This window comes from Luteibacter anthropi (assembly GCF_023699965.1).
In the GTDB taxonomy this organism is placed as follows: domain Bacteria; phylum Pseudomonadota; class Gammaproteobacteria; order Xanthomonadales; family Rhodanobacteraceae; genus Luteibacter; species Luteibacter anthropi.
The window spans coordinates 3767083-3788960 of record NZ_CP077072.1; the positions used below are offsets into that span (position 1 = coordinate 3767083).

The 21878-nt window shown below is 65.9% G+C and carries 22 protein-coding genes; 14 read left to right on the forward strand and 8 right to left on the reverse strand.

Annotated elements, in window-relative coordinates:
• Positions 1–58 precede the first annotated feature (58 nt).
• Both pdxR and tadA read left to right on the forward strand, forming a co-directional pair.
• Entirely contained in the window at positions 59–1468 is a 1410-nt protein-coding gene (pdxR, locus tag KR767_RS16140; RefSeq protein WP_250877000.1) for a MocR-like pyridoxine biosynthesis transcription factor PdxR, read from the forward strand.
• A 107-nt stretch (positions 1469–1575) separates the two neighbouring features.
• Positions 1576–2007, forward strand: a complete 432-nt coding sequence (gene tadA / locus KR767_RS16145) for a tRNA adenosine(34) deaminase TadA (protein ID WP_250879174.1) — start codon at positions 1576–1578, stop codon at positions 2005–2007.
• Here the strand turns inward: tadA and KR767_RS16150 are convergent.
• Positions 2004–2837: an NAD-dependent protein deacetylase gene (locus KR767_RS16150; RefSeq protein ID WP_425483457.1), complete on the reverse strand. Its 834-nt coding sequence runs from the start codon at positions 2835–2837 to the stop codon at positions 2004–2006. The genes tadA and KR767_RS16150 overlap by 4 nt on opposite strands.
• Before the next feature lie 9 nt (positions 2838–2846).
• A complete protein-coding gene (locus tag KR767_RS16155) occupies positions 2847–3587 on the reverse strand; it encodes a hypothetical protein (RefSeq protein ID WP_250877001.1) in 741 nt (246 codons plus the stop codon).
• 123 nt (positions 3588–3710) lie between these two features.
• Here KR767_RS16155 and KR767_RS16160 point away from each other — a divergent pair, with 123 nt between their 5' ends.
• From KR767_RS16160 to yjjX, 3 genes are all read left to right on the forward strand, one after another.
• Complete coding sequence (locus KR767_RS16160) at positions 3711–4361, forward strand: response regulator (RefSeq protein WP_250877002.1); 651 nt, start codon at positions 3711–3713, stop codon at positions 4359–4361.
• Positions 4362–4535: 174 nt separating this feature from the next.
• On the forward strand, positions 4536–6176 hold the full coding sequence (gene pgm / locus KR767_RS16165; protein WP_250877003.1) for a phosphoglucomutase (alpha-D-glucose-1,6-bisphosphate-dependent): 1641 nt from the start codon (positions 4536–4538) through the stop codon (positions 6174–6176).
• Positions 6177–6178: 2 nt separating this feature from the next.
• The gene (gene yjjX / locus KR767_RS16170; protein WP_166948010.1) at positions 6179–6727 is read left to right on the forward strand and encodes an inosine/xanthosine triphosphatase; all 549 of its coding nucleotides are present in this window, start codon (positions 6179–6181) and stop codon (positions 6725–6727) included.
• 49 nt (positions 6728–6776) lie between these two features.
• Here the strand turns inward: yjjX and KR767_RS16175 are convergent, their stop codons facing one another.
• A complete protein-coding gene (locus tag KR767_RS16175) occupies positions 6777–7523 on the reverse strand; it encodes a glucose 1-dehydrogenase (RefSeq protein WP_166948009.1) in 747 nt (248 codons plus the stop codon).
• 228 nt (positions 7524–7751) lie between these two features.
• Between KR767_RS16175 and zwf the strand changes: the two genes are divergently transcribed.
• Positions 7752–9233, forward strand: a complete 1482-nt coding sequence (gene zwf / locus KR767_RS16180; protein WP_250877004.1) for a glucose-6-phosphate dehydrogenase — start codon at positions 7752–7754, stop codon at positions 9231–9233.
• Between the two features lie 181 nt (positions 9234–9414).
• Here zwf and KR767_RS16185 read toward each other — a convergent pair whose 3' ends face one another.
• The 3 genes from KR767_RS16185 to KR767_RS16195 form a co-directional block, all read right to left on the reverse strand.
• Positions 9415–10800: an aminotransferase-like domain-containing protein gene (locus KR767_RS16185; RefSeq protein ID WP_250877005.1), complete on the reverse strand. Its 1386-nt coding sequence runs from the start codon at positions 10798–10800 to the stop codon at positions 9415–9417.
• Between the two features lie 313 nt (positions 10801–11113).
• Positions 11114–11311, reverse strand: coding sequence for a hypothetical protein (locus KR767_RS16190; RefSeq protein ID WP_250877006.1), 198 nt, complete (start codon positions 11309–11311; stop codon positions 11114–11116).
• A 5-nt stretch (positions 11312–11316) separates the two neighbouring features.
• The gene (locus tag KR767_RS16195) at positions 11317–12099 is read right to left on the reverse strand and encodes a MipA/OmpV family protein (RefSeq protein WP_250877007.1); all 783 of its coding nucleotides are present in this window, start codon (positions 12097–12099) and stop codon (positions 11317–11319) included.
• A gap of 131 nt (positions 12100–12230) precedes the next feature.
• On the opposite strand from KR767_RS16195, the gene KR767_RS16200 reads away from it, so the two are divergent.
• From KR767_RS16200 to KR767_RS16230, 7 genes are all read left to right on the forward strand, one after another.
• Positions 12231–12917, forward strand: a complete 687-nt coding sequence (locus tag KR767_RS16200; protein WP_166948004.1) for a response regulator transcription factor — start codon at positions 12231–12233, stop codon at positions 12915–12917.
• Positions 12904–14235 (forward strand): sensor histidine kinase, encoded by a 1332-nt coding sequence (locus KR767_RS16205; RefSeq protein WP_166948003.1) that lies wholly within the window; start codon positions 12904–12906, stop codon positions 14233–14235. The genes KR767_RS16200 and KR767_RS16205 overlap by 14 nt, the downstream gene beginning before the upstream one ends.
• 64 nt (positions 14236–14299) lie before the next feature.
• Positions 14300–14749, forward strand: a complete 450-nt coding sequence (msrB, locus tag KR767_RS16210) for a peptide-methionine (R)-S-oxide reductase MsrB (RefSeq protein WP_250877008.1) — start codon at positions 14300–14302, stop codon at positions 14747–14749.
• Positions 14746–15246, forward strand: coding sequence for a peptide-methionine (S)-S-oxide reductase MsrA (gene msrA, locus KR767_RS16215; RefSeq protein WP_166948001.1), 501 nt, complete (start codon positions 14746–14748; stop codon positions 15244–15246). The genes msrB and msrA overlap by 4 nt, the downstream gene beginning before the upstream one ends.
• Before the next feature lie 108 nt (positions 15247–15354).
• The gene (locus KR767_RS16220) at positions 15355–16407 is read left to right on the forward strand and encodes a sensor histidine kinase (protein ID WP_250877009.1); all 1053 of its coding nucleotides are present in this window, start codon (positions 15355–15357) and stop codon (positions 16405–16407) included.
• A complete protein-coding gene (locus tag KR767_RS16225; RefSeq protein ID WP_250877010.1) occupies positions 16404–17159 on the forward strand; it encodes a LytR/AlgR family response regulator transcription factor in 756 nt (251 codons plus the stop codon). The genes KR767_RS16220 and KR767_RS16225 overlap by 4 nt, the downstream gene beginning before the upstream one ends.
• A 97-nt stretch (positions 17160–17256) precedes the next feature.
• Positions 17257–18624, forward strand: a complete 1368-nt coding sequence (locus KR767_RS16230) for a serine hydrolase domain-containing protein (protein ID WP_250877011.1) — start codon at positions 17257–17259, stop codon at positions 18622–18624.
• 174 nt (positions 18625–18798) lie between these two features.
• On the opposite strand, the gene gph is transcribed toward KR767_RS16230, so the two are convergent.
• Both gph and KR767_RS16240 read right to left on the reverse strand, forming a co-directional pair.
• Positions 18799–19467 carry a phosphoglycolate phosphatase gene (gene gph / locus KR767_RS16235; protein WP_250877012.1) on the reverse strand — a complete coding sequence of 223 codons (669 nt, stop codon included), beginning with the start codon at positions 19465–19467 and terminating at the stop codon, positions 18799–18801.
• Between the two features lie 119 nt (positions 19468–19586).
• Entirely contained in the window at positions 19587–20240 is a 654-nt protein-coding gene (locus KR767_RS16240) for a TetR/AcrR family transcriptional regulator (protein WP_166946458.1), read from the reverse strand.
• A gap of 114 nt (positions 20241–20354) precedes the next feature.
• Here KR767_RS16240 and KR767_RS16245 point away from each other — a divergent pair, with 114 nt between their 5' ends.
• Positions 20355–21875, forward strand: coding sequence for an MDR family MFS transporter (locus KR767_RS16245; RefSeq protein ID WP_208392391.1), 1521 nt, complete (start codon positions 20355–20357; stop codon positions 21873–21875).
• Positions 21876–21878 lie beyond the last annotated feature (3 nt).

The window sequence follows — 21878 nt, forward strand, 5'->3', positions numbered from 1 at the left end:
CCCGGAACGGTACGTCCGAAAGGGCCAAGTTCTGCAATTTCGGATGTACCATGTTTGGATGGATGGTTCCTTCGGCATACGTATCGACCGCTCGGCCGGGCATTCGCTGGCCGAGCAGATCGCGGACGGCATTCGCGAAGCGATCCACGACGGTCGCCTCGCACCGGGCGCGCGCCTGCCCTCATGGAACGACCTCGCCGTGCAACTTGGCGTAGCCCGTGGCACGGTACGACAGGCCTATGAGCGACTGGCCGACGGCCAGTTCGTCATGGCGGCCGGCGCGGCCGGTACCCGTGTGGCGAAGCGGCCTCCGGCCTCACGCCCGGTGCCTGAGCCGGCGAAGGGCAGGGAGTCGTTCGGGCCGTTTCCCGCAGGTGCCACACGGCCACTGCCGTTCCAGCTGGGCGTTCCGGCCGCCGATCTTTTTCCGGCGGCCGTATGGTCCCGGAAACTCACGCAGGCGGCACGCAAAGCCATCGACGTACCGACGGGCTACCCCGATGCGTCCGGCGAACCGGGTCTGCGTGCCGAGATCGCCGCGTATCTCGCTGTCGCCCGGGGGCTTGCCTGCCGGCCGGCGCAGGTCTTCGTCACCCACGGCTATTCGGGCGCTTTCAGCATCGCCATGCGCATCCTGCGTGCGCAGGGGCAACGCGCCTGGGTCGAGGACCCGGGTTACCCGTTTGCGCGCACGGCGCTTGCATGGTCCGGCGTGGATGCCGTGGGCGTACCGGTGGACGATGACGGCCTCGATGTAGCGGCAGGCATCGCCCGGGCTGCGGACGCGCTGTTCGCCCTAGTCACCCCCGGCCAGCAGGCCCCGCTGGGCCACACCCTGTCGTTGGAACGCAGGCACGCGTTGCTGGACTGGGCCGCCACCGGTCGCTGGATCGTGGAGGACGATTTCCTTGGCGAGTTGCAACTGGTGCGTCGCGCGGCTCCTGCACTGGCGTCACTGGACGGCCGGCGCGTGCTGCACATCGGCAGTTTCAGCAAGACGATGGCACCGTCGCTGCGCATTGGCTTTCTCGTGGTGCCAGAGGAGCTGACCGCCGCGGCGACACAGGTGGCGGGCACGTTGGATCCGGCACCCCCGCCGGTCGTGCAGAACGCGCTTGAATCCTTCCTGCACGAGGGCCACTACCTGCGCCATCTGCGGCGCATGAAGCGCGCGTATGCCGAGCGTCGCGATGCGCTGCTTGCCGCGCTTGCCTTGCATGGCCTCGACGGCCACGCAGGTGGTCTGGCCATTCGGCTGGAACTTCCGCCGAGTACGGATGATGTCGCCCTTGCACGCGCCATCTTTTCCTCGGGGCTGTCGCCGGTACCGCTTTCGCCCTGGTACATGGCTGACGGGGTATGCCAGCCCGGCCTGCTGCTGGGCGTGACCAATGTGCTGCCTGTGCTGGCCGAAGCGCATGTAGCGACCCTGCTGGCCGTGATGGCGCAGGAGGGTGTGCGGCCTTGAGGGTATGATGTGCGGCCTTTCCCGCCTCGCAGGCCGCCTTCTTGTCGTCTTCGCTGCCACCTTCGCCGGATCTGTCCGATGCGTTCACCGACGCCGATCGCGCCTTCATGGCGCGTGCCCTGGAGCTGGCGGCGCATGCGCGCGATGCGGAAGGTGAAGTGCCGGTGGGCGCCGTGCTGGTGTTGGACGGGCAGGTGATCGGCGAAGGCTGGAACCGCAATATCGGGCTCAACGATCCCACGGCCCATGCCGAGATCCAGGCCTTGCGCGCAGCGGGGCAAGCGGTGTCGAACTATCGCTTTCCGGGCTCGACGCTTTACGTGACGCTGGAACCCTGCGCGATGTGCGCCATGGCGATGGTGCACGCGCGCATCGGCCGGGTGGTGTTCGGCGCCACCGATCCGAAGACCGGCGCGGCCGGAAGTGTCTTCGATACGCTGGTGTCACCGCTGCACAACCACCGGGTGACGGTGGAAGGTGGCCTGTGTGCCGACGTGGCGGGCGACATGCTGCGACAGTTCTTTCGCGCGCGACGCTAGCCGGCGTACGGCGCCAGCGCTTCGGCGCAACCGCGTTCGATCTTCAGCGTGATGAGTGGATCGGCACGGGTGACGCCAAAGTTTACCGAGGCGATGGGCAGGCCGCGCCGCGAGGCTTCCAGCACGAAGCGGTAGCCGGAATAAACCATCAGCGATGACCCGAGCACCAGCACGGCATCGGCACGCTCAAGATGGGCCCATGCCGTATCGACACGTGCACGCGGTACGTTCTCGCCGAAATAAACGACATCGGGCTTGAGGATGCCGCCGCAGACCTCGCAGGCGGGGATGTGGAACGTGGAGAAATCCACGCCATCCAGATCGGCGTCGCCATCCGGAGCGATCGTCGCGTTCAGTGTCATCCATGCCGGGTTGGCCGCCTGGAGCCGCGCCTGCATGGTGTCGCGCCGGGTGATGTCGCCACACTGCATGCAGCGCACGCGGTCGAGCCGGCCATGCAGGTCCACCACGTTCACGCTGCCGGCCGACTGGTGCAGGCCGTCCACGTTCTGGGTGAGCAGCAGCTCGATGCGTCCGTCGCGCTCCATGCGGGCGAGGGCGCGGTGCGCGATATTGGGCTGCACGTCGGCAAAGTGGCGCCAGCCGATCATGCCGCGCGCCCAGTAGCGGGCGCGCGCAGGCGGGCCGCTCATGAAGGATTGCAGTGTCATCGGTGGGCTACGTTTCCACTCGCCGTTGCCGTCGCGGTAATCGGGGATGCCCGAATCCGTGCTGATGCCCGCGCCTGTGATGACGAACAGGCGGGCATGGGCCCCGATGAAGGCGTGAAGCGGATCGGCTGGCGTGGCGATGGCGGCTGGCGTGTTCACGGGGCGGCACTATAGCCGAAGCGGGTCCACCGTCGTGCGAAGGACGCCGAGCAGGCGGCCCGCGTCGTCACCGAAGCGGCGGATGGCGTCGTCGAGCTGTGCATCGCGGCCGTGGGCCAGCAGGCGTTCTTCCAGGCCCAGCCCGGTATTGGCCAGCGACGTAGCCTCAGCGAGCCCGAGTACCCCAGCTACGCGGTGCAGCCACGCCTGCAAGGCCGCACCACCCGGCGCATCGAGCAGGGCATCCAGGGCATCGAGATCACGCCCCAGTGTTTCGTCCAGCAGGTGCACCATGCTGTGCAACGCCTCCTGGCTGCCCAGCGAGGCGCGCAGGGTGTCGATGTCCACACCATGGGTGCCGAAGGGAAGGTTCAGCTCAAGGATGATGTGGCGCGAGCCGTCGTCGTTCGTTTCGTGGAACAGCATGGCGGGTATACGCCGCGCCATGGCCGTCGCCCGCGACCATTCGCGCGGCGACAGTTCGGCCGGGCTCGTCAGCGTGACGTGGATGCGCTGGCCGTGCACCTCGTCGGCAACGACATCGGCGTACACGGCGATGCATGGCTGCTGGCGAGCGGCACTGGCGGTGATGAGGTGAGCCAGCAGTGAGGCGATATCCGGGAAGGGACCGCATAGCGAGGACGAGAGCGTGGGATCGATTTCCACCCGCGTGATCGCGGGATGTCGCTGGAAACAGGCCACCAGCGAGGGCAGGTTGTCCGCGCGACCGGATGACCGGCACTGTGACATCCGTCGGCACAGAAGGCGGCGGATTCGTGACAGGATCGCTGCCGTTATGCTCAACTTCCGCCCCCGTCAGCCGGGGACGGCCCGCAGGTGCACACGGAACAGGCACAGGAGGAAGGATCAACCATGGCGTATCGCGTCATCGTCGCGGACGATCATCCTGTCGTGCTGAAGGGCATCGCCCTGGCCCTGGCCCGCAACGACCTGGCCCGTGTGGTGGGCGAGGCACAAACCCCCGAAGCCCTGCTGGAAGTGCTGGCCTCCGTACCCTGCGATGCACTGATCACCGACTTCAGCATGCCCGGCGACGGCGAGGATGGCTTCGCACTGCTTGCGGAAATCGGCCGCAGGCATCCGGATCTGCCCGTCATGGTGATCACCACGCGCGTCAACCCGGCGCTCTACCGGGAGATTCTCGCCAGCGGTGTGCGCGGACTGGTGGGCAAGGCAGGCGATGCACGGGAGATTCCCGAGGCGCTGTACCGCATCATGAACCGGCGCAACCATACCTACGTGGGCTCGTCGGTGCGGGCGGTGCTGGAACAGCGCTACGAACTGCCGCGGGGCAAGCCTGGCACGTTTTCGTCGCTGTCGCCGCGCGAGGTCGAGATCCTGAAGATGTTTGCCGCAGGCAATAGTGTCACCGACATCGCCCGGGCGACGGGGCGGGGGCTCTCCACCGTCAGCCAGCAGAAATCCAGCGCCATGCGCAAGCTGCGGCTGGATTCCGATGCGGAAGTCTTCGAGTACATCGATCATCTGCGCCTCCAGAGCTAGTGGAGGGGCACCATAGGCGGCCCCTGATGGGCGGCATATGGAAGAATTCTCAAAATGGGGTCAGGTTTTTTCTTAGGCTGGCGTGCTCCTGCACGCCCGGTTGACCTGCCGGTCAGCCAGCCGCCTTACAATGCGCCCCTTGTGTGCCACGGGGCACCGGAAGGAGAGGCTTTGGTGAGTGCGAAGATCAGCCCGCTGGCGGGCAACCCGGCTACGGATGGCAAGCTCGTCGATCTCGGCGCCCTGGTGGCGGCCTATGCCGACCTGAAGCCCGATCCGTCGGTGCCCGAGCAGCGCGTGGCCTTCGGTACGTCCGGCCATCGCGGCAGCTCGTTCGAGCGCTCGTTCAACGAATGGCATGTGCTGGCGGTGGTGCAGGCCATCTGCGAATACCGCGCCCAGGCCGGCGTCGACGGGCCGGTGTACGTGGGCATCGATACCCACGCACTGTCGCTGCCGGCATTCGAGAACACCCTGGAAGTACTGGCGGCCAATGGCGTGGAAACGCGGGTCTCCACCGGCGGCGAATACACGCCGACGCCCGCGGTCTCGCACGCCATCCTCGTGCACAACCGTGGCCGCGACAAAGGCCTGGCCGACGGCATCGTCATCACCCCCTCGCATAACCCGCCGGACAGCGGCGGCATCAAGTACAACCCGCCGCACGGTGGCCCGGCCGACACGGATGCCACCTCGTGGATCGCCCGCCGGGCGAACGAGCTGATCGAAGGCGGCCTGCGCGACGTGAAGCGCATGCCGTACGCGCAGGCGCTCAAAGCCTCCACCACGCACGAGTACGATTTCCTGCAGCGCTATGTCGGCGACCTGGGCGACGCACTCGACCTGGACATCATCCGCGCCAGCGGCGTGAAGATGGGCGTCGATCCACTGGGCGGCGCTGGCGTGCATTACTGGGCGGCCATCGGCGAGCGTTATGGCCTGGATCTCACGGTGGTGAGCGAGGCGGTGGACAAGACCTTCTCCTTCATGTCGCTCGACTGGGACGGCAAGGTCCGCATGGACCCTTCGTCGTCGTACGCCATGCAGCGCCTCATTCACCTGAAGGACCGCTTCGACGTGGCCTTCGCCTGCGACACCGACCACGACCGTCATGGCGTGGTGGCACCCAGCGCCGGCCTCATGCCGGCCAACCACTATCTCGCCACCGCCGCCTGGTACCTGTTCCAGAACCGCCCGGGCTGGCGCGCTGATGCCGCCGTGGGCAAGACAGCGGTGAGCACGGGCCTGCTGGACCGCATCGCTGCGAAGCTGGGTCGTCCGCTGCGTGAGGTGCCGGTGGGCTTCAAGTATTTCGTGCCGGGGCTGTTCGACGGCAGTCTTGGTTTTGGTTGCGAGGAAAGTGCGGGTGCCTCCTTCCTGGCGAAGGATGCTTCGGCGTGGTCCACCGACAAGGACGGCATCGTCGCGGCCTTGCTTGCCGGTGAGATGACCGCACGCCTGGGCCGTGATCCTGGCGAACTGTACCGTGGCATCACCGCCGAACTGGGCGACCCGGCCAATGCGCGCATCGATGCGCCGGCCAGCCACGCGCAGAAGCGGAAGCTCTCGAAGCTGGCGCCCGAACAGGTGGCCTCGAAGACGCTGGCAGGGGATCCCATCGTCAGCGTGATCAACCAGGCCGGCGGCCAGCCCATCGGCGGCATCAAGGTGATGTCGGAGCAGGGCTGGTTCGCGGCGCGCCCGTCGGGCACCGAGGATATCTACAAGGTGTACGGCGAGAGTTTCCGTGGCCCGGAGCACCTGGAAAAGGTGCTTGAGGAAGCACAGGCCATGGTCGACAAGGCGCTGGGTTGAGCATGACGGAGCGTCCGCTGAAAGTCGTGGTCGGCTCGCACAACCCGGTCAAGGTCGGGGCGGTGCGCAACGCGCTGGAGCCTTTGTTTCCCGGCATCGAGGTCACGTTCGAGGGCATGCATGCGCCTTCGGGCGTGGCCGAGCAGCCGATGACGGTGGCCGAGACACGCGAAGGTGCACTCAATCGCATGAACTACTGTCGCCAGCATGGTGGCGAGGCAGATTTCTACGTGGCGCTGGAAAGCGGCGTGGACGTAACCGAGGATGGCCCGGGCAACTTCGGCTATGTCGCCATCGCGCACGCCGACATGGTGTCCGTGGGTTGCACGGCGTGGCTGCCGCTGCCGCCGGTGGTCTACGAAGCCCTGCTCGACGGCGAGGAGCTGGGCCATGTCATGGACCGGTTGTTCGACACCGTGAACATCAAGCAGCAGGGCGGGGCCATCGGCCTGCTGACCAGTGGTCACGCCACACGCGAGGCCGCGTACACCCAGGCCATGGTGCTGGCCATGGCGCCATTCCTTCATGCGGATCTCTACGGCGCCGAATGACGCCGCCCGAAGGCCGGGGCGCTGCGGCGCTCCGGCCTTCGGATGACACTCAGCGCATGCCGCCCGAGGCCACGATCAGCTCGCCGGTGAGCCAGCGGGCTTCGTCGGAGGCGAGGAAGGTGACGATGGGCGCGATATCGCCCACCTGGCCGATGCGGCCCAGCGGGGTCTGGCTGACGGCCCAGTTCTCGAAGTCCGAGCCGATGAAGCCAGCCGTGTGTGTGCCCTCGGTCTCGACCATGCCCGGATTGACGCTGTTCACGCGGACGCCGCGCGGGCCGAACTCGCGTGCATAGACACCGGTGATGGCGTCCAGCGCGCCCTTGGTGCCGGTGTATACCGCGCTGCCGGCCGGGGTGATGCGGGTCACGGTGGAGCCGATGTTGACGATGCTCGAACCTTCCTTGAGATGACCGATGGCGGCCTGCGTCACCAGGATGGCGCCGAGTACGTTGATGTCGAACATGCGGTGGAACTGCTGCTCGGTGGTTTCTTCCACGGGGGCCATCTCATATACGCCCGAATTATTCACCAGGACGTCCAGACGTCCGAAATGCTCGATGGCCGCCTTGACCAGGGCTTCGGCATCGGCCTGCTTCGATACGTCGCCGCCCACGGCGACGGCCTTGCCGCCTGCGGCCTCGATATCGGCCACCACCTTGTCGGCACCCGCCTTGCTGGAAGCGTAGTTGACGACCACCGCCGCGCCTTCGGCGGCCAGTGACTTCGCGATGGATGCGCCGATGCCCTTCGATGCGCCGGTGACGAGGGCGACCTTGCTGGAGAGCTTGCTCATGATGGGATGTTCCTGATGGATGAAGGGAGTGGGCTTCGCAACGAAGCCGCGTCGCCTCGTCTTGGGGACGCATCCGGCGGGGTGTTACAAGTCGTCAATCACAACACTTTTGAGCAAGACGCACGATTTCTTAGGACAGCCCCGCTTGAAACGGGGTGTGCATGCCCTATTCAATGAGGCGTCCCCACGGCTTTGTGGCCGCCTTCTTCCTTTTCCCGGATACCGATCATGAGCACCCAGACGCCTCTGGAACCCGTCGACATCTTCGATTACGTCATCTTCGGCGCTACCGGCGACCTGACCATGCGCAAGCTGCTGCCCGCGCTGTACCGGCGTTTCGCGGAGGGGCAGGTGCCTGCGGACTCGCGCATCGTGGGTACGGCACGCTCGGCGCTCGACGATGTGTCATACCGTGACAGGGCGCGCAAGGCGCTGGTGGAGTTCATCGGCGCGGATGAGCGCAACGACGACAAAGTGAACGCATTTCTTGAGATGGTTCACTATGTGAGCCTCAACGGTGCAGAGAGCGACGGCAATTGGGACGGTCTGCGTGACGTGCTTGCCGGTGGTGAGAATCGTGTCCGGGTCTTTTACCTGGCGACCGCGCCTGCACTGTATGGCGCCATTGCCGCGAACCTGGCCGGTAAGGGCTTCCGCACCGAGGCCTCGCGCATCGTGCTGGAGAAGCCGATCGGCACCGACCTGGAAACCGCACGCAAGGTCAACGAAGACGTGGGCCGGCATTTCCCGGAAAACAGCATCTTCCGCATCGACCATTACCTGGGCAAGGAAGCGGTGCAGAACATCATTGCACTGCGCTTTGCCAATCCCATGCTTGAGCGCATGTGGGACAGCGAGTCCATCGAATACGTGCAGATCACCGCGGCAGAAACCGTGGGTCTTGAAGGGCGGGGTGGTTATTACGACGGTTCGGGCGCACTGCGCGACATGATCCAGAACCATCTGCTCCAGGTGCTCACCGTGGTGGCGATGGAGCGACCGGCCTCGTTGGATGCCGATGCGTTGCGTGACGAGAAGGTGCGCGTGCTGACCTCGCTGAAGCCGCTGGACCGCGACAACCTGGGCGCGAACGTGGCGCGTGGGCAGTACGTCGGTGGTACCAGTGGTGGCAAGGACGTGCCTTCCTATCGCGATGAGCTGCCGGACGGCACGCCGAGCCGTACCGAGACCTTCGTGGCGCTGAAGGCGGAAATCGATACGCCGCGCTGGAAGGGCGTGCCGTTCTACCTGCGTTCGGGCAAGCGCATGCCGCAGAAGCTCACGGAGATCGTGGTGCAGTTCCGCGCCGGTGAGCCGGGGCTGTTCGGCGAGTCGCGCCCGGGAAGCCGTCTGGTGATCCGCGTGCAGCCGAACGAGAGCGTCACGCTGCCGTTGTTCGTGAAGCATCCGGGTAACGGGTTTGGTCTTGAGGAGGTGGATGCGCTGTCGAAGCTGGGCGATCCGGCTCGGGTGCGCTTCCGCGATTCGTATGAAGGGCTGATGCTGGATGCGGTGAAGGGTAGTCCGGCGTTGTTCGTGCGCAAGGACGAGACCGAGGCCGCATGGCGCTGGGTGACGCCGATTCTTGAGGGCTGGCGTGATGACCAGCAGGGGCCAGAGGCTTATGAAGCCGGTACCTGGGGTCCCGCGTCGGCGCGTGCGTTGCTGGAGCAGGCGGGGCATGCGTGGGTCGAGGATATCGCTGCCTGATCGGGTGGATGGTTTCGTCGGGCGCATCGACTGCGTTCGGCGGAACGGCATGTCCGGTCGCGCGCAAGGCGCGCTCCTACAGGCGGTGGGCGGCTTCTGTAGGAGCGCGCCTGCGCGCGACCGGACATATCGCGGTCTGAACCATGCCTCATCGCCCAACAAAGCCCAGACGCAAAAAAATCTAAACCACCATCTCAGGCCCCTCCTGCCGCTCCAGCAACTGCGCCAGCCGGTCCAGCCCCTGCTTCAGCCGATGCCGCTCCTTCACCCCGCCCAGCGACACACGGATGGCCTCCGGTCCCGGTGACGCTTCCGGCCGGAAGGCATCCGACGGCGTCACGGCCAGCCCTTCCAGCCTCGCCGCCGCGGTCAGCGTCCCCGCCGTCCAATGCGACGGCAATGCCAGCCACAGATGAATCCCCTGCGTGGGCTCCCCCGGTATCCCCAGGGCTCGGGCTGCAATCTGCTGCCGCTCTGCTGCCTCGGCTTTCACCCCGGCCAGCACCTGCGCGGCCATGCCGTCATGAATCCATTGCGTGGCAATGGACGTCATCAACGGCGTCGCCATCAGCGTCACCGCCCGCAAATGGCCGAGAAACGCAGCTCGCGCCGCCTGATCCGGCACCGCGACATACGCCGTGCGCAAACCGGGTGACAAGGCCTTCGACAACGTGGCGATGTAATGCGTGCGCTCCGGTATCTGCCGCGCCAGCGGCGCAGGCGCATGCTCGGCAAGCATCCAGTACGGATCATCCTCGATCAGTTGCAGCCCTTCGTCCCGGATCGCCGTGGCCATGGCGGTGCGCCGGCTTTCGGGCATCGTATCTGCCGTGGGATTGCGCAAGGTCGGATTGAGATAGACCACCTTTGCCCCGGTACGCCGTGCCGTTTCCAGCAGGGCCTCGGGCAGCATGCCCTCGTCATCCGCGGCTACGGTCGCCAGCTGGCGACCCAGCCGCGCCGCCGCGGCGATCGTGCCTGGATACACCGTGGGTTCGACAAGCAGCGTATCGCCGGGCCGGGTAAGCGCCAGGATGATGCCTGCCAGCGCCGCCTGGGCACCGGGACAGGTCACGATCCGCTGCGGATCCACCTTGCCCAGCATGGGCTTGAGCCAGTACATCCCGGCAGTGCGATCGGCCTCGCTGCCGCCGCCGGGCTGGTAGCTCATCAAGGCATGCGTGTCGGCATGGGTCAGCACCTGGTCCACGCCCCGGCGCAGCAGGTCGGTCAGGTCGAGGCCCATCGGCAGCGGCGGCAGGTTCATGCCCAGGTCCACCACCTGGCCGGTATCGAAGCGTGGCGCCGACACGAAGCTGCCCAGCGCGCCCCGTGCATGCAGCAGGTTGCGCTCGCGCGCCTCGGTATAGGCGCGGGTGACCGTGGTCAGGTCGATACCCAGCGTGGCAGCCAGTTCGCGCTGGGCCGGAAGGCGGTCTCCGGTGCGGAGCCTGCCGTCGGCGATGGCGCGTTCGATGAAGCGCATGACTTGCTGGTAGCGGGGGCCTTGTTCGTTGAAGGCGTCCTTCCAGTTGAGTGCTTGTATGGATCTTGGCGGCGTTGTCATGCGGGTGATGTATGGGGTCAATGGTTCGTAGTATGACCCTCATGCGTGATTAAATGCATACAAGATGGGTGACGCGATGGGAACGAAAAAGCCCCGCCGGTTGCCGGGCGGGGCTTTTGGGGGCTATGGGGGTGTCGCTTCGAAAGGTCGCGCGCAAGGCGCGCTCCTACATGGCAAGACTGTAAGGCGAAGCCGAAACGCCTACATGGCAAGACTGTAGGAGCGCGCCTTGCGCGCGACCGGCGAAGCCGAAACGCCCGCATGGCAAGACTGTAGGAGCGCGCCTTGCGCGCGACCGGCGAAGCCGGAACGTTCACCCCTCTCGCCGGGCGAGAATATCTTCAAGCAGACTCACGACACGCTCGCCCTGGCCATCGAAGACCAGTTCCAGTGCCGTACGCCCGTCGAATTCCTCGATGGGCGTGTTGTGGATCCACTCCCACACCGCCTGCCGGTTCGGCTCGATGCCGTGGGCGAGAGTGGCGATGCGGCGCATGATGCCGACAGCCATGGTCGTCAGAAAGCCCTGTTGATCGCGAAGAAGAAGCTCTTGCTGTCGTCGGCATCGACCATCGGGCTGTTCTTGATGGCATCCGGCAGCTTCGAGTAGCGGACGCCGCCGATGGCGGTCCACTTCGGCGTGAAGCGATATACCGCCGACAAGTCGACGTACGGCGCATTGCCGCCACCGGCACGGTAGAACGGCAGGCCGCTGCGCGCCGCTTCCCGGGCGCTGATGCCGTAGTAATAGTTGTTCAGGTGGCTGTCGCTGCGGCTGATGCCGACCTTCGGAATGAGGGTCAGCTTGCCTGCCGGAATCGCATAGCCGTAGCCCAGGTCATAGCGCGTGCCGCCACCGTTGCCAGTGACCTTCTTGCTGGCGTTCGCTTCGATGAAGCCCCAGGTGGCCGAGTGGCGCCAGGCAAAACCCGCCATCGCACCGATGTTGCGGTTCGACAGCTGCTTCATCTGCGGATCGCGGGTGTCCTCGTGACGGAAGCGGTCACCGTTGGGCGACACCGCGATGGAAATCTCGTCGGACGGGCTGGAATACAGCTTGTAACCGATGGTCGCGCCACGGAAGTAGAACGACTTGCCCTCGTAGTTCACGAGCGGCAGCGGCCAGGCCTTGTTGTCGTAACGCTTGTACGGGCTGGGGCTCCAGGCGGCGGCAAGGCCGATGGACCAGCCTTGGTGGCGGCTGCCGTCATCCTGGGACTGCGCGTGGGCGGAACCGGCCACGGCAACGCCTGCAAGCGCGGCCAGCAGCGGGAGGGAACGGGTATGACGGAGAGTCATGTCGGGGGGAACTCCATGGGGGACGGCGACATCGCCGCCGATCATGGCGATGTCACATTGCCTCAACATTGCGTCGGCCGGTGGCCGATTTTCGCGTGCTAGCATCCCGGCCGACTGTCGAGGACGAGTGCATGCGGATACTGTTGGTGGAAGACGAACCGGAGATGGCCGCGGCCTTGCAATCCGGATTGCACCGGCACGGCATGCTCGTGGACGTCGCCTCCGACATCGCCAGCGCGAGCGAGGCACTGCAAAGCAAGGTGCACGATCTGCTGTTGCTCGACCGGCAGCTGCCCGATGGCGACGGTGCCACGCTCGTGGCGAAGGCACGCGCCGGCCAGTCCGACCTGCCGGTCATCATGCTGACGGCGCGCGGTTCGCTCGCCGAGCGCATCGAAGGACTCGACCAGGGCGCAGACGACTACCTCGTGAAGCCCTTCGCCCTCGAAGAGCTGCTGGCACGCATCCGCGCCATTTCACGTCGTCCGGCGAAAGTGGTGCTGCCGACGGTGAATGCGGGTCGGCTGCGCTTCGATTTCTCGTCGCGCGAGGCGCTGGTGGACGGCACGCCGCTGCGACTTCCGCGTCGCCAGCTGCTGTTGCTGGAAGCCCTGGCCTATCGCCTGGGTCGCACGGTGCAGCGCGAAGTGCTGCTGGATGCGGTCTATGGATTCGATGACGCGATCCAGTCCAACGCGTTCGATGCGCACGTTTCCAAGCTGCGGCGCGCACTGACCGAATCCGATGCAGGCGTGGAAATCCATGCGATCCGCGGCATCGGCTACATCCTGCGCGAGACGGTCCATGGCCGCGCGTAGCCGCTCGCTGACCACGCAGCTTGCGTGGCGGCTGGTGGTGCTGCAGGTGGTGATCCTGATCGCGACCATCGCCGCCATCGTGTGGAGCATCAGCCAGCCACGTACATCGTTCATCGACGAAGATGTGGCGCGTACCGTCGCCAGGTCGCTCGACGTGGAAGACGGACAACTGGTGTTCCATCCCACGTCCGCCATGCAGGACTACCTCGACGAGGCCCCCACGCTATGGTTCCACGCGGTCGACGACCGCGGCCACGTCATCACCCATGGCACGGTGCCCGAGGTATATCGCCCCCTGGCCGCGTCGCTGCGCCTGCTCGAAGCCTCCGAGGTGCATGCGAACAACCGTCCCCTCGAACTGACCATGCGCATCTATACGGAAGACTCGCCGGACGGGCGCCTGCGCCTGATCGTTGGTGGCGGTCCGTTGCTGGGCGTGGGCATGCTTTTCGTAAAGGTGGCCTTCTGGCTCAGCTGGCGCATCGGCCTGCCACTGGTGCTGGTGACCCTGATTGCCGTGCCCTGGATCATCCATCGCTCCATGGCAGGCGTAGGCAAGGTGGCCGAGCAGGCCGAAGCCATCGACATCGACCAGCGCGGTGCGCGACTGGAAGATGGCGCGGTCCCGGGCGAGTTGCAGCCTCTGGTGCGCACGTTCAACGCCACGCTGGAACGCCTGGGCGAAGGCTATGAAGCCCGCGACCGTTTCCTCGCGGACGCCGCGCACGAACTACGTGCGCCCATCGCCATCCTCGAAACCCGGCTGGAGAGCCTGCCGCAGGGCGAAACGCGGACCCGCCTGCTGACCGACCTGGGCCGTCTGTCCAACCTGGCCGAGCAGTTGCTCGACCTCCAGCGCCTGGGCAAACACGAGACCGAACTGCTGCCGACGGACCTGGTCAGCCTGGCGCGCGGCGTGAGTGCCGACATCGCGCCGCTGGTGATCGACGCCGGCTACGAGCTGGCCATGGATGCCCCGGAGCGACCGGTGGTGATCCTGGGCGACAGCCAGTCACTGAGCCGCGCACTGACCAACCTCATCCAGAACGCCATCGTGCACGCGGGTGGCAAGGGCCTGATACATGTTCAGGTCACCCCGGACGGCGCCTTCGAGATTGCCGACCAGGGGCCGGGCATTCCCCTGGAGCAACGCGCGCAGGTCTTCACGCCGTTCTACCGGGTACGCCCCAGCAGTGTGGGTACCGGCCTCGGGCTGCACCTGGTGAGCGAGATCGTCGCCCGCCACGGGGGCGAAGTGCGGGTGACGGATGCGCCGGGCGGCGGCGCGCGCTTCCGCATCCAGCTGCGCCTGGCCTGACCACCCATTGCATCCCGCGCCGACACCCGCATTATCGGGAGGTCGCAGTTCACGGAGATGCCCCATGTCGAAATACGCCAAGACACCCGAAGCCCTGGCCCGGCTTACACCCGAGCAGTTCCGGGTGACCCAGCAGAGCGGTACCGAGCGGCCGTTCCACAACGAATTCCATGACAGCAAGGCGGTGGGCCTCTATGTCGACGTGGTTTCCGGCGAGCCGCTGTTCACGTCGCTGGAAAAGTTCGACAGCGGCTGCGGCTGGCCCAGCTTCACGCGTCCGCTGGACGATGCCAACGTGCAGGAGCTGCGCGACAGCACCCACGGCATGATCCGCACCGAGGTGCGCTCCACGCATGGCGACAGCCACCTGGGTCACGTCTTCCCGGACGGTCCGCGTGATCGCGGCGGCCTGCGTTACTGCATCAACTCGGCCTCGCTGCGCTTCATTCCCGTGGCCGAGCTGGAAAAGGAAGGCTACGGCGACTACGCGAAGCTCTTCGGAGGTGCGGCATGAGCGCGAAGGCCATTCTTGCCGGCGGTTGCTTCTGGGGCATGCAGGACCTGATCCGCAAGCTGCCGGGCGTGATTGCCACGCGTGTGGGCTACACGGGCGGCGACGTGCCGAACGCGACCTACCGCCACCATGGCACCCATGCGGAAGGCATCGAGATCGAATTCGATCCGGCGAAAACCAGCTACCGGAAGCTGCTGGAATTCTTCTTCCAGATTCATGATCCGTCCACCCGCAACCGCCAGGGCAACGATCTCGGGGCGAGCTATCGCTCGGCGATCTTCTACCTCGATGACGAGCAGAAGGCCGTGGCGGAAGACACCATCGCCGACGTGGATGCCTCGGGCCTGTGGCCGGGCAAGGTCGTGACCGAGCTGGCTCCGGCCGGGCCGTTCTGGGAGGCGGAGCCCGAGCACCAGGATTACCTGGAGAAATACCCGAACGGTTACACCTGCCATTTCCCGCGCCCGGACTGGGTGCTGCCGCAGCGCCAGGCCTGACGGCAGGGGCCGGCTCTGGTATAAGAGCCGGCCCCGCTTGCCGGGGGACCAGCAGGGCGGGGGCCCTGGGGAGGGACATCGATGCGGACAGGGACAGACGGGGGCGCCATGCGCCCATCGTGGATGCGAAGGCATGCGACGTGGCTGTGGCCGGCCGTGCTGGTCGCCATTGGCGTGCTGCGGGCCATCAACCGCTACCTGATCGACGTGGCGAACGACCACGCCACGCTTTTCGTACCCAAGCTGATCGAGGAACTGACCGGCTCACTGAGCTTCGGCGCGTTCCTGCCCGTGCTTTTCATCGCACTGCGACGCATGCCGCCCACCTGGTACGCGCACCTGGGACTTTTTGCTGCGTTGTCCGTGGCACAGACCAGTCTCATGATCGGCCTGCGATGGGTTGTCTTCGGTATCGCGCGGCTACCGGGCTATGCGTATCCGCCCACGGTGTGGCGCTATCTCATGGAAGTGCCGACCCAGCTGTTCTTCTACGTGATGATTGCGATCGGGCTATGGCTTTTCGATCGCTATCGCGAGGGCAAGGCGCGCGAGCTGCGTGCGGCCCAGCTTGAATCGGCGCTGTCGGAAGCACGGCTCGAAGCGCTGCGCCTGCAATTGAATCCCCACTTTCTGTTCAACGCACTCAACGCCGTTTCCGAATTGCTGTACGACCGGCCGCGCGTTGCGGACGAGATGCTCTCGCGCATCGGCGAACTGTTGCGCTCGACACTCGCGGCCACCACCCAGGAACACAGGCTGGCCGACGAATGGCGGCTGCTTTCGCTATACCTGGATATCCAGCGCGCCCGTTTCGGCGAGGGACTGGACGCCATCGTGCAAGCCGATCATGCGCTGGACGATCTGCGCGTGCCGTTCCTGATCCTGCAACCGCTGGTGGAAAACGCCATCGAGCATGGCGGTGCGGGTGACGATCGTCGCGTGCGCATCGATGCCACGCGCGAATCGGGTCGGGTCATGGTGCGCATACGCGACGCGGGTGGTGGCGAGGCAAGGGCAGGGCATGGCATCGGCCTGCGCAACGTGGACGCACGGCTGCGTCACTTGTATGGCGACGATGCTGGCGTGCGGCTGGACCCGGTGCCCGATGGCGGCAGCCTCGTCACCCTGTGGCTGCCCGCACGACGCTGGGAGCTGGCATGAGCCTGCGGGCCGTGGTGGTGGACGACGAGGCGCCGGCACGTGCGAAGCTGCGTCGCTACCTCGGCGAAAGCACGGGCCTGCTGTGGGTGGGCGAGGCGGCCAATGGTCCCGAGGCCGTGGCACTGGTCCGGCGGGAGCGGCCGGACGTGGTCTTTCTGGATATCAGCATGCCTGGCATGGACGGTTTCGCCGTGCTCCAGGCACTGGGTGATCCATTGCCCGCCGAGATCGTCTTCGTCACGGCGCATGACGACCAGGCGGTCCGTGCGTTTGAAGTGCATGCCTTCGATTACCTGCTGAAACCCGTGGGGCCGGAACGTTTCGAGCGCCTGGCAAGGCGGCTCGTGGGACGCGTGGCGCCTTCGCTGGCCGCGAAGCTGGATGGCCTGCTGGATGGCTTGCCGGCTACCACGCATTACCTTGAGCGCCTGCTGTTGCCCAGCGGTGAGGCAACGGAACTGGTGCGGGTAGAGCGCATCGACCGCATCGTGGCCGACCGCAATTACCTCCAGGTGTTCGTCGACGGGAACGCACACCGTTTGCGGGGCACCCTGGACACCATGCTCGGCCGCCTGCATCCCTCGCAGTTCGCCCGGGTGAACCGGTCCACCATCGTGCGCTTCGATGCCATCCGCGAGGTGCAGCCCTGGCCCGATGGCGAGCAGCGCCTGTTGCTGGCGGACGGTGCCCGCGTCACCTGGACCCGTCGCTATCTCGACGACCTGCCACCCGGGATCGGCCTGAGGCCCTGAGGGCTTTCGTCCCTGACGACGCCCGTTTCGTCCCCGGACGCCCGAATTCGCCCCAAGGGGCGGCGCAGACTCCGTCCATCCCAACGGAGAGACCCGCATGGCCAGGAAAACCGTTATTGCCGCGGCTGTTGCCGCCATCGTCGTCGGTAGCGCCTGGGCGGTGATTCGCCCCGACCAGGCCCTGCGCGTCGGGGCGGGGCTTGCCGCCCATCACATCTGTTCGATGGTCTTCATTGGCGGACAGGAGGCCGGGCCGACGTTTCGCGAGCTGGTCACGCCGATGATCGGCCAGTCAGGCGCCGCCTTTCTCACGCCACGGGTATTGCGCGACCGGCAGCGCGTGGAGGTGGATGGTCCATTCGGCATGCTTGCCGCTGCCGACTACACGCCGGGGTATGGCTGCCGGCTGGACCTGCCGGGGAATCGTCCGCTGGTGGCCGACGGAGCGCGCCACCTGGCACGCAAGGATGGTTTTTCGCCGGATGGACTCGTCGTGGCAAAGGATTCGCATATCGCAGCAGCGATCGATCGGGTGTTCACCGAGCGAGCGGACGAGCCGGTCAAGAATGTGAAAGCGGTCGTGGTGATCCGGGACGGGCAGGTGATTGCCGAGCGCTATGCGCAGGGATTCGACGAACACTCGCCGCTGCTCAGTTTCTCGGTGGCGAAATCGTTCACCAATGCCTTCATCGGCATGCTGGCGATGCGCGGCAATGTGGATGTGACGGCACCGCTGGGTGCGCCCGAGTGGCAGGCACCCGGCGATCCACGCGCAAGGATCACGGTGGAAAACCTGATGCGCATGAGCAGCGGCCTGGACGCGGAGGAAGCGGAGTCGCCGTTCAGTGCGGTGGCGAAGATGGAATTCCTGCATGGGGACATGGCGGGGTTTGCAGCTGCCCAGCCAGCGAGGGAGGCGCCGGGTACGCATTTCGATTACACCTCGGCCGATACGTTGCTGCTGGATCGGATGGTGGGTGAGCGCGTTGGCGGTGGTCCGGCGGGGTTGCGTGCCTTTGCGCGGCGAGAACTGTTCGACCGGCTGGGCATGGGGGATGTGACCATGGAATTCGACGGGCAGGGGACGTTTGCCGGGTCGACTTATGTGTATGCCTCGGCGCGTGATTACGCACGGCTGGGGCAGCTTTACATGGATGATGGCGTGGCGCCGGATGGGACACGGTTATTGCCGGAGGGCTGGGTGGCGTGGTCGCGGCGTTCGACGCTGGGGGCGCCGTATGGCGCGGGGTTCTGGACAAACGACGGGCCCAGCGATGTGGCGAAGTTGCGTGTGGAAGGCGGTTTTCCGAAGGATGGATTCTTCGCCAGCGGAACCATGGGCCAGCGTATCTACATCGTGCCGTCGGCGAAGCTGGTGGTGGTGCGCTTCGGTTATTCGGCGCCGCCGTCGTATGGCATCGAGGATGATGTGGGGTTGATCGCTGCGGCGATTGGTGCGCGGTGAGTTTGTGTGGATGCCCTGCAGCTCCGGTCGCGCGCAAGGCGCGCTCCTACAGGTGCGTGGTGTCGTTGTGGGCGGCTCGCATCGCCGGTCGCGCGCAGGCGCGCTCCTACAGGTGTGGGGTGTCGTTGTAGGAGCGCGCCTTGCGCGCGACCGGTATCAGCGGAACGCTGCGAATCAACCGGCGCCCAGGGGGTGCGCGCTTACGACATCAAGAAGCTGCGGCATGTGATCGATCACCGCCAACGCCCCAACGCCGTAGATATCGAGATCCTTCCGATACCCATAGCTGACCAGCACCACCGGCACACCGGCATCGTTCGCGGCCAGCAGGTCGCTCTCCGAATCGCCCACCATCAGCACCTGGTCAAGTGGCACCCCGGCTTTGTCAGCCAGATGCTTCAACGGCACCCCGCTGGGCTTGCGCTCCGGCAGCGAATTCCCGCCCACGATGCCGTCGATATACGGCAGCATGCCGCGTACCTCGAGCAACGGCCGCACGAATTCCTCGTTCTTGTTCGTGCACACCGCCAGCTTCACGCCCCGCGCATGCAGCGCTCTGAGCGTATCCACCACGCCATCGTAGGCGATGCCATCCAGCGCGGTATCCCCGTAATGCTTGAGAAACCCCGGCATCACATCGTCGATATCGGCATCACTGCCGGCATGACGGAACGCATAGGTGATGAGCTTGCGCGAACCCTCGCCGACCCAGCCCGTGATCTGCGCTACATCGTAGGTAGGCAGTTTCCAGTCGTGCAGGGTGCGGTTGACCGATTCGGCGATATCGGCCGCGCTGTCCACGAGCGTGCCGTCGAGGTCGAAGATGACCAGGGAGAAAGACATGAGCGATTCCATAGTGTAGGAGCGCGCTTCGCGCGCGACCTGCGTAGCCGGTGATGATACGGCTTCGGGGCTTTGTTGGCTTGTCGCGCGCGAGGCGCGCTCCTACAGGGAGCGTCGTGTCATGGGGCCAGGCCATGCCCCAGCAGCGCCACCGCATGCCGGGTGATGTCCTCGGGGGTTATGTGCTGGCGTAGCGGGTCGTCCTTCCAGCGGCGCATCGCGGTCATCGGAAGAATCGTGAGGCTCAGGATGCTGGTCATGATCAGCGTGGGGTCGAGGCCTGCGTTGAGTTTGCCTTCGGCCTGCCATGCCTGGATGTGGCCGAGCAGGCGGGCATGCCGGCTGCTGTCCATGCGCTGCTTCATGTGCTTCTTGAACATGTCGTTTTCGCTCAGCAGGTCGCCGAAGAACACCGGGCCGATCCAGGGCTTCTCCGCCGCCAGCTCCACGAAACGCTCGGCCAGCCGGGTGAAGGCGAGGGCCGGGTCGTTGGCATTGGTCTGGAAGACCTCGTCGATGCTCTGGCGCATCGGCGCGATGTACTCGTCGAAGACGATGTCGAACAGCTGCTCGCGGGTCTTGAAGTAGTAGTGCACGGCAGCCGGTGTCATGCCGGCTTCGCGGGCGATGGCCGCCAGCGTGGTGGCCTCGTAACCCTTGCGGCCATAGAGCTCCAGGGCGAGGTTGACCAGGCGTTCGCGCTGGTCCGGGCCATCGGGTTGGGCCGGGGGGCGGCCGGGGCGGCGCCCGCGGCGGGGAGTCGTACTGACCACAGGGTCTCCGTCGGAACTTAACAGGGGGATGGATACCACGAGAGGCCTCCCATTGACGATGGCCACGATCGGCCCATATATTAACTAACCACTTAATTAATTATCGGTACTCCCGTGTCCGCGACCTCGACGCCCTCGCTCCGCGTGTTATTCCCCGCGCTCATGCTGGTCATGCTGCTGGCGGCGCTCGACCAGACCATCGTCTCAACGGCCCTGCCTACCATCGTCGGCGACCTGGGCGGCTTCGACCGCCTGTCGTGGGTGGTCACGGCCTACCTGCTGACCTCGACGGTGGTGGTGCCGCTGTACGGCAAGTTCGGCGACCTCTACGGGCGCAAGGTGGTGCTCCAGGTCGCCATCGGCATCTTCCTGGCCGGCTCGGTGCTTTGCGGACTGGCCCAGGACATGACCCAGCTGGTGCTCATGCGAGCCTTGCAGGGGCTGGGTGGCGGCGGCCTGCTGGTGATCACCATGGCGGCCATCGGTGACGTGATCCCGCCTGCGGAGCGCGGCCGCTTCCAGGGGCTGTTCGGCGGTGTCTACGGCCTGGCCACGGTCATCGGCCCCCTGATCGGTGGCTTCATGGTCGATCACCTTTCCTGGCGCTGGATCTTCTACGTGAACCTGCCGCTGGGCGTGCTCGCGCTGCTGGTAATCGCGGTGGCGTTCCATCCGCACGCGCGGCACGTGAAGCACCGTATCGACTACTGGGGTGCCGCCTGGCTGACCCTCGCGCTGGGGAGCCTCGTCATGTTCACCACCGAGGGTGGCAACGTGCTGCCCTGGTCCTCGGCGGAACTGTGGTTCATCCTCGCGTTCGCCGTGATCGGCGTGGTGGGCTTCATCTACGAAGAGCGTATGGCGGAGGAGCCGATCATCCCGCTGCACCTGTTCCGTCACCGCACCTTCTTGCTGAGCTGCCTCATCGGTCTTTTCGTGGGTGCCGCGCTATTCGGTTCCACCACGTTCCTGCCGCTGTACCTGCAGGTGGTGAAGGGCGTGTCGCCCACCGCCGCGGGCATGCAGCTGCTGCCGCTCATGGGTGGCCTGCTGGTAACGTCCATCATCTGCGGGCGCCTCATCAGCCGCATCGGGCGTTATCGCATGTTCCCCATCGTGGGCACCTTCCTGTCCACCGTGGCCCTGGTTTTGATGGGAACGTTCCGCGAGGACATGCCGTTGGAAATCCTCTACGGATATTCCGCGCTATTGGGCGCAGGACTTGGCATGGTGCTGCAGGTGCTGATCCTCGCTACGCAGAACAGCGTCGACATGAAGCTGCTGGGCGTGGCGACCTCCGGCGTAACCATGTTCCGCTCCATCGGCGGCTCGATCGGCGTGTCGGTGTTCGGGGCTATCTTCACCCATGGCCTGCAATCGCGCGTGGCCGAACTGGCGCTGCCCATGCCGGTATCGACCCACGGCCTTGGCCCGGAAGCCTTGCGCAAGCTGCCGCCCGCAGCACACGAGGCGTATATCCACGCCTTCGGCTCGTCGCTGCACACCGTTTACCACGTGGCCGCCTGCGTACTCGCCGCCGCATTCTGCCTGGCGTGGCTGCTGCGCGACGTGCCGCTGCGCAAGATACATCCGGCGCCGAAGCCCACGGAGACCCCGGAGCCTGCCGCCGGCTGATAC